14 protein-coding genes and 1 riboswitch are annotated in these 14,110 nt (G+C 72.2%); of the genes, 8 read left to right on the plus strand and 6 right to left on the minus strand.

Going from position 1 to position 14,110, the window contains the following annotated elements:
* Positions 1–171: 171 nt before the first annotated feature.
* From AQI70_RS01980 to AQI70_RS02000, 5 genes are all read left to right on the plus strand, one after another.
* Entirely contained in the window at positions 172–936 is a 765-nt protein-coding gene (locus AQI70_RS01980) for an ATP-binding cassette domain-containing protein (protein WP_062143142.1), read from the plus strand.
* Complete coding sequence (locus AQI70_RS01985; protein ID WP_062143145.1) at positions 923–3,007, plus strand: YhgE/Pip family protein; 2,085 nt, start codon at positions 923–925, stop codon at positions 3,005–3,007. Before AQI70_RS01980 ends, AQI70_RS01985 begins: the two co-directional genes overlap by 14 nt.
* 23 nt (positions 3,008–3,030) lie before the next feature.
* A complete protein-coding gene (locus AQI70_RS01990) occupies positions 3,031–3,660 on the plus strand; it encodes a TetR/AcrR family transcriptional regulator (protein ID WP_062143147.1) in 630 nt (209 codons plus the stop codon).
* A 397-nt stretch (positions 3,661–4,057) separates the two neighbouring features.
* Positions 4,058–4,672 (plus strand): DUF4126 domain-containing protein, encoded by a 615-nt coding sequence (locus tag AQI70_RS01995; RefSeq protein ID WP_062143150.1) that lies wholly within the window; start codon positions 4,058–4,060, stop codon positions 4,670–4,672.
* Positions 4,673–4,728: 56 nt separating this feature from the next.
* Entirely contained in the window at positions 4,729–6,240 is a 1,512-nt protein-coding gene (locus AQI70_RS02000) for a phytoene desaturase family protein (protein ID WP_062143154.1), read from the plus strand.
* Between the two features lie 29 nt (positions 6,241–6,269).
* Here the strand turns inward: AQI70_RS02000 and AQI70_RS02005 are convergent, their stop codons facing one another.
* The 6 genes from AQI70_RS02005 to AQI70_RS02030 all read right to left on the minus strand — a co-directional run bounded on the left by AQI70_RS02005 (position 6,270) and on the right by AQI70_RS02030 (position 11,769).
* Entirely contained in the window at positions 6,270–7,274 is a 1,005-nt protein-coding gene (locus tag AQI70_RS02005) for an SCO2102 family sporulation regulator (RefSeq protein WP_062143157.1), read from the minus strand.
* 57 nt (positions 7,275–7,331) lie between these two features.
* On the minus strand, positions 7,332–8,255 hold the full coding sequence (gene metF, locus AQI70_RS02010; protein ID WP_062143160.1) for a methylenetetrahydrofolate reductase [NAD(P)H]: 924 nt from the start codon (positions 8,253–8,255) through the stop codon (positions 7,332–7,334).
* 202 nt (positions 8,256–8,457) lie between these two features.
* Positions 8,458–9,120 (minus strand): thiamine phosphate synthase, encoded by a 663-nt coding sequence (thiE, locus tag AQI70_RS02015; protein ID WP_062143163.1) that lies wholly within the window; start codon positions 9,118–9,120, stop codon positions 8,458–8,460.
* 594 nt (positions 9,121–9,714) lie between these two features.
* Positions 9,715–10,080 (minus strand): Rv2175c family DNA-binding protein, encoded by a 366-nt coding sequence (locus AQI70_RS02020; RefSeq protein ID WP_004001914.1) that lies wholly within the window; start codon positions 10,078–10,080, stop codon positions 9,715–9,717.
* 76 nt (positions 10,081–10,156) lie between these two features.
* Positions 10,157–11,386 (minus strand): NAD(P)/FAD-dependent oxidoreductase, encoded by a 1,230-nt coding sequence (locus AQI70_RS02025; RefSeq protein ID WP_062143166.1) that lies wholly within the window; start codon positions 11,384–11,386, stop codon positions 10,157–10,159.
* A gap of 32 nt (positions 11,387–11,418) precedes the next feature.
* Positions 11,419–11,769, minus strand: coding sequence for an avidin-fold protein (locus AQI70_RS02030; RefSeq protein WP_079051109.1), 351 nt, complete (start codon positions 11,767–11,769; stop codon positions 11,419–11,421).
* A 52-nt stretch (positions 11,770–11,821) separates the two neighbouring features.
* A riboswitch (TPP riboswitch) is annotated at positions 11,822–11,933 on the plus strand.
* On the opposite strand from AQI70_RS02030, the gene thiO reads away from it, so the two are divergent.
* From thiO to AQI70_RS02045, 3 genes are all read left to right on the plus strand, one after another.
* A complete protein-coding gene (gene thiO, locus AQI70_RS02035; RefSeq protein ID WP_062143172.1) occupies positions 11,931–13,097 on the plus strand; it encodes a glycine oxidase ThiO in 1,167 nt (388 codons plus the stop codon). Its footprint overlaps the riboswitch before it by 3 nt.
* Entirely contained in the window at positions 13,094–13,306 is a 213-nt protein-coding gene (gene thiS / locus AQI70_RS02040; protein WP_062143175.1) for a sulfur carrier protein ThiS, read from the plus strand. The genes thiO and thiS overlap by 4 nt, the downstream gene beginning before the upstream one ends.
* Before the next feature lie 4 nt (positions 13,307–13,310).
* On the plus strand, positions 13,311–14,105 hold the full coding sequence (locus tag AQI70_RS02045; protein WP_062143178.1) for a thiazole synthase: 795 nt from the start codon (positions 13,311–13,313) through the stop codon (positions 14,103–14,105).
* Positions 14,106–14,110 lie beyond the last annotated feature (5 nt).

A 14,110-nucleotide genomic window follows, 5' to 3' on the forward strand; every position in this document is an offset into this window, starting at 1 on the left:
GACGAACCTCCTGTCGTCTCTGTGACGGCACGCCCGATACGGGATGCCGTATGTGCCCATCGTGGGGTATGGCACTGACAATCCGTTCTGACCTGCGCTTTTGCTTCGCTCGCGAGTTCGGGCTAGTTTTTGCACTGACCAGTCAGTTCAAATTCGAGGGATGGGGGGACCGTGGCCGCAGTCGGCGTCACGGCCCAGGGCCTCGGGCTCGAAGGTCCCCGCGGATGGGCGTTCCGCGGGGTCTCCTTCGAGGCGGAGCCCGGCTCGCTGATCACGATCGAAGGACCTTCCGGCACCGGCCGCACGTGCCTGCTGCTCGCACTCACCGGACGGATGAGGCCCACCGAGGGAGCCGCCGCCGTGGGCGGAGCAGAGCTGCCCAAGCGCATGACGGCGGTACGGCGCGTCAGCGCCGTGGCCCACGTCCCGGGGGTGACCGACCTGGACCCGGCCCTGACCGTCGCCGAGCACCTGCGCGAACGGGCACTGCTGCAGCGGCGCTTCGGCGACTCGCTGCGCGGGCTGCTGCGACCGCGTGCCGAGCACAGGTCGGAGGAGAAGCTGCGGATCGACGCCGCGCTGGCGGCAGCGGGTCTCGACCTGGACGCCCTGCCCAAGGGCTCCCGTACGGCCGTACGCGATCTGGAGCGTCTGGAGGGCCTGCGGCTGTCCGTCGCGCTGGCCCTGATCGGGCGTCCGCGGCTGCTCGGTGTCGACGACACCGATCTCAAGCTCTCCGACGCCGAACGGGCCGAGGCATGGGCCCTGCTGAAGTCGATCGCCGAGGCCGGGACCACGGTCGTGGCGGTGTGCAGCGAGGCCCCCGACGACACGGTCAGGGTGTCCACGCAGGCGACCGGCGAGCCGGCCACGCCCCAGGAGAGCGACGAGTCCGCGGAAACCGACGGGAAGGAGGCCACCGATGCGCTCGCCTAGGCTGGCCGCGCTGGAGCTGCGCCGCTTCGGCCGGGGGAAGCTGCCGCGTGCCGCGCTGGTCGCGCTGCTGGTGCTGCCCCTGCTGTACGGCGCCCTGTACCTGTGGTCGTTCTGGGACCCGTATGGCCGTCTCGACCGCATCCCGGTGGCGCTCGTGAACGACGACAAGGGGGCGACGGTCGAGGGCAAGAAGCTCACGGCCGGTGACGACATCACCGAGGGGCTGCGCGAGAGCGACGTCTTCGACTGGCGTGAGGTGAGTGCCGCCGAGGCCCGGGAGGGTGTCGAGGACGGCACGTACTACCTGTCGCTGACCATGCCGGCCGACTTCAGCGCGCGGATCGCCTCAAGCGCCGGCGAGTCGCCGGAGACGGGCGCCCTTCAGGTGCGTACGAACGACGCGAACAACTACATCGTCGGGCAGATCTCGCGGACGGTCTTCAGCGAGGTGCGCGAGGCCGCGTCCACGAAGGCGTCCCGGTCGTTCCTGGACCGGATCTTCGTCTCGTTCTCCGACATCCACGGCGCGACCGTGAAGGCCGCGAACGGTGCGGACAAGCTGGAAGGCGGCATCGGGAAGGCGGAGAAGGGCTCCAAGGACCTCGCGGACGGGCTGAAGGACGCCAAGGAGGGCAGCGGCAAGCTGTCGACGGGCCTGAAGAAGCTCAACAAGGGCGCGGGCGATCTGGAGGACGGCTCCAGGCGGGTCGCCGAGGGCACCCGGGCCCTGGCCGACCGGGTCAACGGCGTCGACCAGAAGATCGGCCCGTTCCTGAAGGACAACGAGAAGACGATCGGGGACACCGCCCGGCTGGTCGCCGACGCGTCGGCAGCGATCCGGAACAACCTCGACGACCTCGTGGAGCGGGCTCCGGTCGCCGCCAAGGGCGCCCACAAGGCATCCGACGCGCTGGACGCCTTCTACAAGGCGCACTGCGAGGACGCCGTACTGCCCGACCCGGCCTGCGCCGACCTGAAGAAGGCGAAGGAGTCGGCCGCGGACGTGGCGACCATCGCCGACGACCTCAACACGCTGATCGCCGACCACGACGGCGATCTGAAGCGGCTCGACAAGAACCTCGCCACCCTCCAGAAGCAGTCCCAGGAGCTCGCCGAGCGCGCGCCCCACCTCTCCGAGGACCTCGACGACGCGGTCACCAGGATCAACAAGCTCAACGACGGAGCCGCCGAGGTCGCCGCGGGTGCCAAGAAGCTGCACACGGGGCTCGGCGGGGCCAAGACGGGCGCGGCGGACCTGGACACGGGCCTCGGCAGGCTGAAGACGGGTGCCTACGACCTCAACGGCGGCATCTACAAGCTCGTCGACGGCTCCGGGAAGCTCTCGGACGGGCTGCACGACGGGGCGAAGCAGATCCCCGACTACGACAAGAAGTCCCGCGACCAGCGCACCGAGGTCATGGCCGACCCGGTCCAGCTCGTCTCCAGGGACCTGCACAAGGCGGCCAACTACGGCACCGGTTTCGCCCCGTACTTCATCCCGCTGTCCCTGTGGGTGGGCGCGATGGTGGCGTACATGGTGATCACGCCGATGAACCGGCGCGCGCTCGCCGCGGGCGCCTCGGCATGGCGGATCGCGCTGGCCGGCTGGCTGCCCGTGGTGGCGATCGGGGTGCTCCAGACGGTGGCCCTGATGTCGGTGCTGCACTGGGCGATCGGGCTGGAGATGGCGCGGGCGGCCGGGACGGTGGGCTTCCTGTTCCTGGTGACGGCGTGCTTCGCCGCGATCGTGCAGTGGCTGAACGCGCGCTTCGGTGCGGCGGGCCGGATCCTCGTCCTGGCCTTCCTGATGCTCCAGCTGACGTCGGCGGGCGGCACCTACCCCGTCCAGACCAGCCCGGGCTTCTTCAACGCGCTCCACCCCTTCCTGCCGATGAGCTACGTGGTGGAGGCGCTCAGGAGGCTCATCACGGGCGGCGGTCTGGAACCGGTGTGGCACGCGTGCGTGGTGCTCGCCGCCTTCACCGCGGGCGCCCTCGCGCTGACCGCGGTGGCGGCCCGGCGCCGACAGGTGTGGACGCTCGACCGGCTGCACCCGGAGCTGACCCTGTGAGCGCGCGCGGGACAATCGTGGCCATGGAAAGCAGCAGTGCCGCGTCGGGCGGCAGCACACGCCGTGAGGCCACCCGGCAGAAGCTCTACGAGGCGGCCGTCACCCTCATCGCCGAACAGGGCTTCTCCGCCACCACGGTCGACGAGATCGCCGAGCGGGCCGGGGTGGCGAAGGGCACGGTCTACTACAACTTCGCGAGCAAGTCGGTCCTCTTCGAGGAGCTGCTGCGGCACGGAGTGGGGCTTTTGGCCGCCTCCCTGCGGGAGGCGGCCGAGCAGACCGCCCGGGACGGCGGCAGCAGGGTGGACGCCCTGGACGCGATGATCCGCGCGGGCCTCGTCTTCATCGACCGCTATCCGTCGTTCACCCAGCTGTACGTCGCCGAGCTGTGGCGTACCAACCGGGCGTGGCAGTCCACGCTGATGGTGGTCAGGCAGCAGGCCGTGGCGGTCGTCGAGGGGGTGCTGCGCGAGGGCGTGGAGCAGGGCGAGTTCAGCGCGGAGATCGACGTACCGCTGACCGCCGCCGCACTGGTCGGCATGGTTCTGGTGGCCGCGCTGGACTGGAAGTCCTTCCAGCCGGAGCGCTCCCTGGACGACGTGCACGCGGCGCTGTCGCGGCTGTTGCAGGGCCGGGTCAGCGGCCGCGGCTGAAGCCGGCCGGCGTACACAGGCGAAAGCGCCGGTCCGAGGTGGCCGCGTCCCCCGCGGGCCACTGTCGAACCGGCGCCTTCTCCTGCTCCCCCGTTTCCCCCGTTCCCCCGTACTCCCCCGTGTCCCCCTTGGACCCCCGTTCGGTCGTTCCCCCGGGTCCCCCGTCTCGCTCCCGCCGACGCCGGGTCGGCGGAAGGAGCGGATCCGGGGCCGCTCCGTTCCGGCGCCCCGTGTCGCCGGTGCCGGAGCCGATCCCCTTCTCCGTGCCTCCACTCTCTCGTTCACGCAGGCCGGGCCCCATCCGCGCGCGTACTCATCTCACCGACTAGGTACGCGTACTCAGACCTGCGCACTCATCCCCAGGACGCTCGGTTGCCGACTGGTTACGATCGCGTCCGTGTCCATACTTCCCTTGATCTTCACCAGCGGCTGGGCCAGCGGGGTTAACGCCTACGCCGTGGTGCTGCTGCTCGGCGTGTTCGGCGCGACGGGGCTGAGCGACGAGGTGCCCGAGGCGCTGCAACGCCCCGATGCCCTGATCGCGGCCGGGGTGCTGTTCCTCTGCGAGGCCGTCGCCGACAAGATCCCGTACGTGGACTCGGCGTGGGACGCGGTGCACACCGTGATCCGGCCGGTGGCGGGCGCGGTCGTCGCGGCGCTGCTCGCCGGGCAGAGCGGGTCGCTGCCCGAGCTGACGGCGGGCGCGGTGGGCGGTTCGACGGCCTTGGTGAGCCATCTCGTCAAGGCGGGGACGCGGATGGCCGTCAACACCTCGCCCGAGCCGTTCAGCAACATCGTGGTGAGCCTCGCGGAGGATCTCGGGGTCGGCGCCCTCATCACCCTCGCGGTCTTCCACCCCGTCGCCGCGGCGGTCGTCGCGGGCATCCTGCTGCTCGCCGGTCTGCTGCTGCTCCTCTTCCTGGTCTCGCGGATCCGCCGCTTCCTGCGCCGCAGGGCCGAGCGCCGGGAGGAGAAGCGGCTCGCGCAAGCGGTGGGGCAGCGGCCCGGCTGAGCCTTCGCCCGAGGTCAGCGAGCCGGTTGTCAGTGCCGGCCGATAAAGTCCCACGCATGGCAAGGATTGCGGTGATCGGCGCCGGGATGGGCGCGATGGCGGCCGCTGCCCGGCTGGCCGTCGCGGGCCACCGGGTGTCGGTGTACGAGCGTACGGAGACGTACGGCGGAGCGGTGCGCCGCTTCGAGCGCGACGGCTTCGGTTTCGACACGGGCCCCGGGCTGCTGTCCCTGCCCGCCGTGTACCGCGACCTGTTCATCAAGACCGGCAAGGAACCGCTGGAGGCGTGCGTCGAGCTGGTCCAGGTCGACCCGTCCGCGCGGCACGTCTTCGCGGACGGCACCGAGGTCTGTCTGCCGAACGCCTCGCGCGCGGGGGTGGTGGCCGCCCTGGACGAGGCGCTGGGCGCCGGGAGCGGGGGCCGCTGGGGCGACTTCCTGGTCCGCGCCCGCGAGGCCTGGGACCGGACGCGCAGACCGCTGCTGGAGGAGCCCCTGTGGCCGAACTGGCAGGTGCTGGCCGAGCGTGAGCCCTATCCGTCGGTCCCCCACAAGCGACTCCTGCGCACCCGCCGGGCCGGCACGCTCGCCGAGGTCGGCGCCTGGGAGCTGCGCGATCCGCGTCTCGTCGCCCTGCTGGAGAGCCACGCCCTCGTCTACGGCCTGGATCCGCGCGAGACCCCGGCGAGCGCGGCGGTGCTGCCGTACATGGAGCACGCCTTCGGGACCTGGTATGTGCGCGGTGGCATACGGGAGTTGGCGCGCGCGGTGTACGAGCGGTGCGTGGCCAGGAAGGTCGAGTTCCACTTCGGGGCGGAGGTCACCGGGGTTCTGGAGAAGGACGGCCGGGCTGCGGGGCTGGAGTTCGCCGACGGATCGGTGGTGGAGACGGACCTGGTCGTCGGCACCGGACCGGTGCGCCTGGCCGACCTGCTGAACGGCCGTGCGCTGTACGGGGCGGAGGAGGTCGCGCCCCGCCCCGAGAGCGCGGCGCGGGGCCGGGTCGTGGTCTGCCTGGCGCTGCGCGGCGCGCGCGAGGCGGACGCCGCCCACCGCACCGTGGTGCACACCGGCGACCGGCAGGCCGAGCTGGACGCCTTCGGGCCGGGCGAGCCGCCCGCGGATCCGACGGTCCGGATCGACCGCCCGGACGACCCGGCCCTGCGCCCCGACGACGCGCACGAGTCGGTGGTCCTGACGGCCACGGTGCCTTCTCAGACGCGGTACGACTGGACCGCGGCCGGTGCCGCCGACGCCTTCGCGGACCGGATGGTCGCCGCCGCCGGGCGCGCCCTGCCCGGTCTGCGGGAGCGAATCCTGTGGCGCGAGGTCCGCACGCCGGCGCACACCGAGCGGGAGACCGGCGCCGCGGGCGGCGGGGTGCCCGCACCCGCGCTGGCGGCGGCGGAGGGAGCCTTGCTGCGCCCGTCCAACAGCACCCGTATACCGGGCCTGTTCACCGTCGGCGGCTGGTCCCACCCCGGCGGCGGTCTTCCGCACGCGGGTATGTCGGGCGCGCTGGTGGCCGGGCTGATCGTCGAGGGGCCGGAGTTCCGGGGCTCGCAGTGATCCCCGCGTAGCAGGACCGGCGCGGACCGTCAGAAGCGGTACTGCTCGTCGTACCCGTTCCCCTGCCCCTGCCCCTGGCCACTGCCCTGGTGCGGGTACTGCTGCTCCGGCGGGAGTTCGCCGCCGTACGCCTCGTCGGTGCGCTGCTGCGGGACCCAGACGCCGCCCGGCGGGGTCTCGCCGTAGGTGCCGGTGGCGTACTGGTCCTGGCCGTACTGCTGCTGGCCGTACTGCTGCTGGCCGTAGGCGTCGTACGAGGTGTCGCCGTAGGTCTGGGTGCCGATGTACGGGTCGGAGTAGGCGGCGTACTGCTGCTGGCCGGTGGCGTCGTAGCCGTACTGCTGCTGGCCGGTGGTGTCATAGCCGGAGTAGCCGTCGTACGCGTAGCCCTGGTCGGCCGTCGCGTACTGCTCCTGGGGCTGGTCGGCGGACGCGTAGTTCTGGTGGGCGGCGTAGGCGTTGTCGTTGTATATGCCGTACGAGCCGGTGTCCTCCGGCATGGGCTGCGGCTCATAGACGGCGGTCGTCTCCGCGGCCGTGGGCTGGGCCGGGCGCGAGGGTGTGAAGACGTCGTCGCGGTCGTAGTCGTCGCCGTAACCGACGCTGTCCTGGCCGTACTTGCCGTCGTCCGGGCCGTACCTGCCGTCGTCGTGGCCGTACGCGCCGTCGCCGCCGGTGAATCCGCCGTCGCTCGCCTGGAGATCGGAGACCTCCAGGGTCGGCTTCTTGCGGTCGGGCTCGCCGCGGCGGCGCTTGACGCCGCCCAGGGGGCCCAGGGCCGGCGCGGGGACCGCCCAGCCGGACGAGAAGCCGCTGCGGAACGACAGCGTGACGTAGGTCTGGCCGACCGCGAACGCGGCCGCGCCCAGGCCGATGACGATGACGGACGGGATCAGCACCCCGACCACGACGCCCAGGAAGCCGACGAAGGCGAGCAGTCGCCAGCGCAGCCGTGCCTTGTACTGCAGCAGCACCTCGCCCAGCAGCCACAGCGCGACGATGCCGAACGCGATGTAGAGGACCGTCCAGCCCATGTACGCCCCTCTCCCAGTGGCCGCCTACGCAGTGTGACGTATATCAGTACGGCCGGTCTAGGCCTGCGGTGGGTGGTGCAGGCCCAGGTTCTCGTGGATTTCCAGCGTCGCCGTGGAGTTGTTGAGCGTGATGAAGTGCAGTCCGGGCACTCCCTCGGCCAGCAGCCGCGCGCAGAACTCCGTGGCGAATTCGATGCCAATGGAGCGTACAGCGGTCGGATCGTCCTTTGCTGTGAGGATCCGCTCTTTCAGGGCGGCGGGGAAGGCGGCGTTGGTGAGGGACGGGATCCGCTCCAGCGTCTTCACGCTGGCGATCGGCATGATCTCCGGGATGATCGGGGTGTCGCAGCCGGCGGCCGACACACGGTCGCGCAGCCGCAGGTAGTCCTCCGGTTCGAAGAACATCTGCGTGATCGCGTAGTCCGCGCCGGCGCGGCACTTGTCGACGAAGCGCCGGACGTCGGTCTCCCAGTCCGCGGAGCGCGGGTGCATCGCGGGGAAGGCCGCGACGCCCACGCAGAAATCGCCGGACGCCTTGATCAGTTCGACGAGTTCGGCGGCGTAGGTGAGGCCCTGGGGGTGCGGTACCCACTCACCCAGCGGGTCGCCGGGCGGGTCGCCGCGCAGCGCCAGCATGTTGCGGATTCCCGCGTCGGCGTACTGCCCGATAATGTTCCGCAGGTCGGCCACCGAGTGGTCGACCGCGGTGAGGTGGGCGATCGGCGTGAGCGTGGTGTCCGAGGCGATCGCCTCGGTCGCCTTGACCGTGCCCGCGCGGGTGGAACCACCCGCGCCGTAGGTCACGGAGACGAAGTCGGGCCCGACGGCCTCGACCCGGCGCAGCGCGTTCCACAGGTTCCGCTCGCCCTTCGGGGTCTTGGGGGCGTAGAACTCGAAGGAGTACGTCGTCTTGCCGGTCGCGAGCATCTCGCGCACGGTACGAGCGTGGTCCGACCTGATGGATGCGGTGCCGAGGGCCATACTCGCAGGTTAACCAGGGGCCCCCGGTCCCCCAACCGAGCGCCGGACATTTGCCCGATTTGTCGGGTTGTTGTCCACTCCTTGGACAACAACGGCCCAAACCGGTGCCGATCACTGGCTGAGACACAGCGGGCCGGAAACCGGGACGCTGCGGTTCGGAGCCGCCGGAGCGGCCTGGCCCTGCCTACAGGCCTGGCCCTGCCTACACCTGCCGCAGCCGCTTGGCGAACTCCGCCGCCGCGGCGGCCGGGTCGTCGGCCTCCGTGATCGCCCGTACGACGACGACACGGCGGGCGCCCGCCTCCAGCACCTCGTCGAGGTTGGCGAGGTCGATGCCGCCGATGGCGAACCACGGGCGGTCGGTGCCGAGGGCGGCGGTGTGGCGGACCAGGTCGAGGCCGGGGGCGTGGCGGCCGGGCTTGGTGGGGGTGGGCCAGCAGGGACCGGTGCAGAAGTAGTCCACGCCCTCCTGGACGGCGGCCGCGTCGGCCTCGGATTCGGAGTGGGTGGAGCGGCCGATGAGGACGTCGTCGCCGAGGATCGCGCGAGCGGCCGGGACCGGGAGGTCGCCCTGGCCGAGGTGCAAAACGTCGGCACCGGCGGCGTGCGCGACATCGGCGCGGTCGTTGACCGCGAGGAGCTTGCCGTGCCGGGCGCAGGCCTCGGCGAAGACCGCCAGGTGCTCCAGTTCCTCGGCCGCCTCCATGCCCTTGTCGCGCAGCTGCACGATGTCGACGCCGCCGGCCAGGACGGCGTCCAGGAACTCCGCGAGATCGCCCTGCTGCCTGCGGGCGTCGGTGCAGAGATAGACCCGGGCGTCGGCGAGCTGGGTACGGGCGGTGCCTGCGGTGGCGCTGTCGGACATGCGGTGCCCCCTGTGATCGGGTTGCCGGGCGGGCGGCGTCGGGCGGGTGCCGGACCGTGGCACACGGTAGCCGGAGCCGGGCGCGGCGTCGCGGACCGGTCCAGGGCAGGCCGGGTGGGGGCAGTGGCCGCACGGGCCCGCGGTCGGAGTTCGGGGCGGCGCGCCGCCTGGCGCCCGTCACGGCGTGGAAGCCGGCGCCCGGCGGGACGCACGCAGTACGTGCCGCCACCCTGCGGGATGCAGTACGTGCCGCCACCCGGCGGGATGCACGTACCGGCCGCCGACGGGACGCATGTGCCAGCCCTCGGTGCCGCCGCGCCCCGAGCCCGAAACAGCACCCCGGCGCCTGCGACACCGCCATGCCCGGCCCCCGCGACGGCACGGTGGCCACCGCCGGACGGTCGGGCGGACGGCCGGCCGGCTGGCCGCAGGACCAGCGCCCGCCCCCGCGTCCTCATGACGATGGCGTGCGGGCCGGACCCGAGTACCGGGGCGTGCCGGTGCGGCAGGCGCTTCCGCCGCTCACACCAGCTCATCCCGCGCGCCTCGGCTCCGGCCCGTACGCCGGACGGTGTTCGGATCAGGGCGTTCGGGTCAGACGGCGAGCGCCTGGGCGCGGCGCTTCACCTCCGTGCCGCGATTCTCGCTCAGCGCCTGCGCGGGGGTGCCGGGCAGGCTCGGGTCGGGGGTGAAGAGCCACTCCAGCATCTCTTCGTCCGTGAAGCCGTCGTCCCGCAGGAGCGTCAAGGTCCCGGACAGGCCCTTGACGACCTTGTCCCCGTCGATGAAGGCGGCAGGGACGTGCAGCGCGCGGTTCTCGCCACGGCGTACGGCGATGAGCTGGCCCTCCTTGACCAGCTGCCGGACGCGTGTCACCTCGACGCCGAGCATTTCGGCGATGTCGGGGAGGGTGAGCCAGGCGGGCACGAGAGCATCGATCTTTGCGTCAATCTCGGTCACGGAATAAAGCCTGCCATCTGCCACTGACAGTCGGAAGTCAGGCCGGTCCGCCTGGAGGCCCTGACCGGGTGACGCGCTAGGCCACCGCCGCCTTCATCGGCCGCGCCGGGTCCGCCAGCAGTTCGGGGTTCATCGGCGTGCCCGCCTCGATCAGCCGGCGCCCCTGCGCCAGGTCCCTCGGCCGGCCCACCGCCAGCAGGGCGACCAGCCGGTTGTCCTTCAGCCAGCAGACGGTCCAGGCGGGGCCCGACGGGTCGCCGCGCCACAGGGTCGTGTCGGCGGCGGGGTGGTGGCCGGCGTACTGCACGAAGCGGCCGAACTGCTCGGACCAGAAGTACGGCACGGGGTCGTAGACCACGGGGGCCTCACCGAGGATGTCGGCGGCGACCGTACGCGGGCCCTGCAGGGCGTTGTCCCAGTGGTGGACCAGCAGGCGTTCGCCGTACCTGCCCGAGGGGAAGGAGGCGCAGTCGCCGACCGCGTAGACGTCGGGCACCGAGGTGCGCAGGTGGTCGTCGGCGACGACCTCGCCGTGCACGCCGAGTTCGATGCCCGAACCGGCGAGCCAGGCCGTGGCGGGCCGGGCCCCGATGCCGACCACGACGGCGCCCGCGGGCAGCCGTGAACCGTCGTCGAGGATCACCGCGCCGGGCTCGACGCGCTCCACGCGCGCGTGGGTGCGCAGCACCGCCCCGCTGTCCTCGTACCAGGCGGTCATCGGCGCGGCCACCTCCGCGGGCAGCGCACCCGCGAGCGGCCGGTCCGCGGCCTCCACGACCGTCACCGCGCAGCCCGCCTCGCGCGCGGCCGTGGCGAACTCCGCGCCGATCCAGCCCGCGCCGACGACCACGATGTCGTGCTGCCGGGCGAGCACCGGCCGCAGCCGCTCGGCGTCGTCCAGGGTGCGCAGCAGATGCACGCCGGGGACGCCCTCCGCGCCCGGCAGCCGGATCGGCTCGGCGCCGGTGGCGATCACGAGGACGTCGTACGGAACGGGCCCGGCCTCGGTGTCCAGTTCGTGGTCGGCGAGGCGCACGCCCAGCACCTCGCGCCCCAGCCGGAGTTCGATGCCGAGCGCCTCGAAGTCGACGTCGAAGGCGGAGCCCTCGGCCTTGCCGAGCAGCACGGCCTTGGACAGGGGCGGCCGGTCGTAGGGCTGGTGGGGCTCGGCGCCGATCAGTGTGACGGGGCCGGTGAAGCCCTGTTCGCGCAGGGCGACCGCCGTCTGCACACCGGCCATGCCCGCGCCGGCGACGACCACGCGCCGCGCCTGTGACGTGCCCCGTTGCTGCGTCTGCTCGCTCACCTGATCACCATAGACAACTGACGAACTGTCAGTCAGGGGGCATGCTCAGTGACCTGCTCCACAACGCTGGTTCCCGCGCCCGCCTGCGACTCCCACTCCCAGGTCTCCGCCAGGCGCACCCGTCCGTCGGGAAGCTCGGTCACCGTCGACACACAGTGGCCCGACGACGTCGTCCCGTCCCGCTTCAGCTGCACGTACCGGAAGTCCAGCCGGTCGCTTTCCCTGGTGCCCACCAGATGCCCGCGTACGACATCGCCGCCCGCGTACTCGGCCCAGATCTCGCCGTCCTTCTCGTGGTAGGTGAACCGGGTGCGCGTACCCACCTGACCTGGGGCTTGATCGGCCACAGGGGCAAGGACGAGACCGTCGAGCGAGCGGGCCACAGGCGGAGGCTCCCTTACTGAGACGTGTGACGGCGGGCTAGGGTGGCCACCGTAGAGCACTCGCGGGAGCCCGGACGTACCGGGCTGAGAGGGAGGCTGGCGGCCTCCGACCGTACGAACCTGATCCGGGTCATGCCGGCGAAGGGAGGGGCTGGACGCCCATGTCGCGTACGCGAACGTCAGACGTCCTTGTCATCGGGGGCGGAATCATCGGCCTGGTCACGGCGTGGCGGGCCGCGGGGCGCGGGTTCACCACGACCGTCGTGGACCCCGAGCCGGGCGGCGGGGCCGCCCAGGTGGCGGCCGGGATGCTGGCCGCCGTCACGGAACTGCACTACGGCGAGCAGACACTGCTCGGCCTGAACCTGGCCTCGGCCCGCCGCTACCCGGACTTCGCGGCCGAGCTCACCGAGGTCACCGGCCACGACCTCGGTTACCGGCGGTGCGGCACGCTCGCCGTCGCCCTGGACGCCGACGACCGCGCCCATCTGCGCGAACTGCACGCCTTGCAGCGCCAGTCGGGGCTGGACTCCGAGTGGCTGTCGGGGCGGGAGTGCCGGCGCCTGGAGCCGATGCTCGCGCCGGGGGTGCGCGGCGGGCTGCGGGTGGACGGCGACCACCAGATCGATCCCCGGCGCCTCGCCCGGGCGCTGGTGGCCGCGTGCGAGCGGGCCGGTGTGGTCTTCCACCAGGCGTGGGCCGAGCGCTTCGACGTCGTACGGGAGCGGGCCGCCGGCGTCACCACGGCGGACGGCACCGAGCTGCGCGCGGGTCAGGTCGTCCTCGCGGCCGGGAGCCTCAGCGGGCGGCTGGCGGGCGTCCCGGACGACGTACTGCCGCCCGTACGGCCCGTAAAGGGCCAGGTGCTGCGGCTCACCGTGCCGAAGCGGTACGCGCCGTTCCTGAGCCGGACCGTGCGGGCCGTGGTGCGGGGCAGCCAGGTGTATCTGGTGCCGCGTGAGAGCGGGGAACTGGTCGTCGGGGCGACGAGCGAGGAGCTGGGCTGGGACACGACGGTGACCGCGGGCGGGGTGTACGAGCTGCTGCGCGACGCGCACGAGCTGGTGCCGGGCATCACGGAACTGCCGCTCACCGAGACCCGGGCCGGTCTGCGCCCCGGCTCGCCCGACAACGCGCCGCTGCTCGGCCCGACCGAGCTGGAGGGGCTGCTGCTGGCCACCGGGCACTACCGCAACGGCGTGCTCCTGACGCCGGTCACCGGCGATGCCATGGCGCACGTCCTGACCACCGGTGAACTCCCGGAGGAAGCCCGGCCGTTCACGCCCAGGCGGTTCAGCGCCGCCGCACTCACGGAGCATCCCGCATGAACAACCCGGTCACCATCTCGGTCAACGGCGAGCGTCGGCAGATCGAGCCGGGCACGGCTCTCGACACGCTCGTGAAGTCCCTCACCGCGGCGCCCTCCGGGGTGGCCGCCGCCCTCAACGAAACCGTCGTACCGCGCGCGCAGTGGTCGTCGACGCCCCTGTCCGAAGGGGATCGCGTCGAGGTCCTCACCGCCGTCCAAGGAGGCTGAAACCATGGCCGACGATCCCTTTGTCATCAGCGGTACGTCCTTCACGTCCCGCCTGATCATGGGCACGGGCGGAGCTCCCAGCCTGGAGGTGCTGGAGCGGGCGCTGGTGGCGTCCGGGACGGAACTGACGACGGTCGCGATGCGGCGGGTGAACCCGTCGGTGCACGGGTCGGTGCTGTCGGTGCTGGAGAAGCTCGGGATCCGGGTGCTGCCCAACACGGCAGGGTGCTTCACGGCGGGCGAGGCCGTGCTGACGGCCCGCCTCGCGCGCGAGGCGCTCGGCACCGATCTGATCAAGCTGGAGGTCATCGCCGACGAGCGGACGCTGCTGCCGGATCCGATCGAGCTGCTGGACGCGGCCGAGACGCTGGTGGACGACGGATTCACCGTGCTGCCGTACACGAACGACGATCCTGTGCTGGCGCGGAAGCTGGAGGACGTCGGGTGCGCGGCGATCATGCCGCTCGGGTCGCCGATCGGGTCCGGGCTCGGCATCCGCAACCCGCACAACTTCCAGCTGATCGTGGAGCACGCGCGCGTGCCGGTGATTCTGGACGCGGGTGCCGGTACGGCGTCGGACGCGGCGCTCGCGATGGAGCTGGGGTGCGCGGGTGTGATGCTCGCCTCGGCGGTGACGCGGGCACAGGAGCCGGTGCTGATGGCCGACGCGATGCGGCATGCGGTGGAGGCGGGGCGGCTGGCCCACCGGGCGGGAAGGATCCCGAAGCGGCACTTCGCGGAGGCGTCGTCTCCGGTCGACGGCATGGCACGGCTGGACCCGGAACGACCCGCGTTCTGAACGCA

This window comes from Streptomyces curacoi (assembly GCF_001513975.1).
GTDB classification, from domain to species: Bacteria; Actinomycetota; Actinomycetes; order Streptomycetales; family Streptomycetaceae; genus Streptomyces; species Streptomyces curacoi.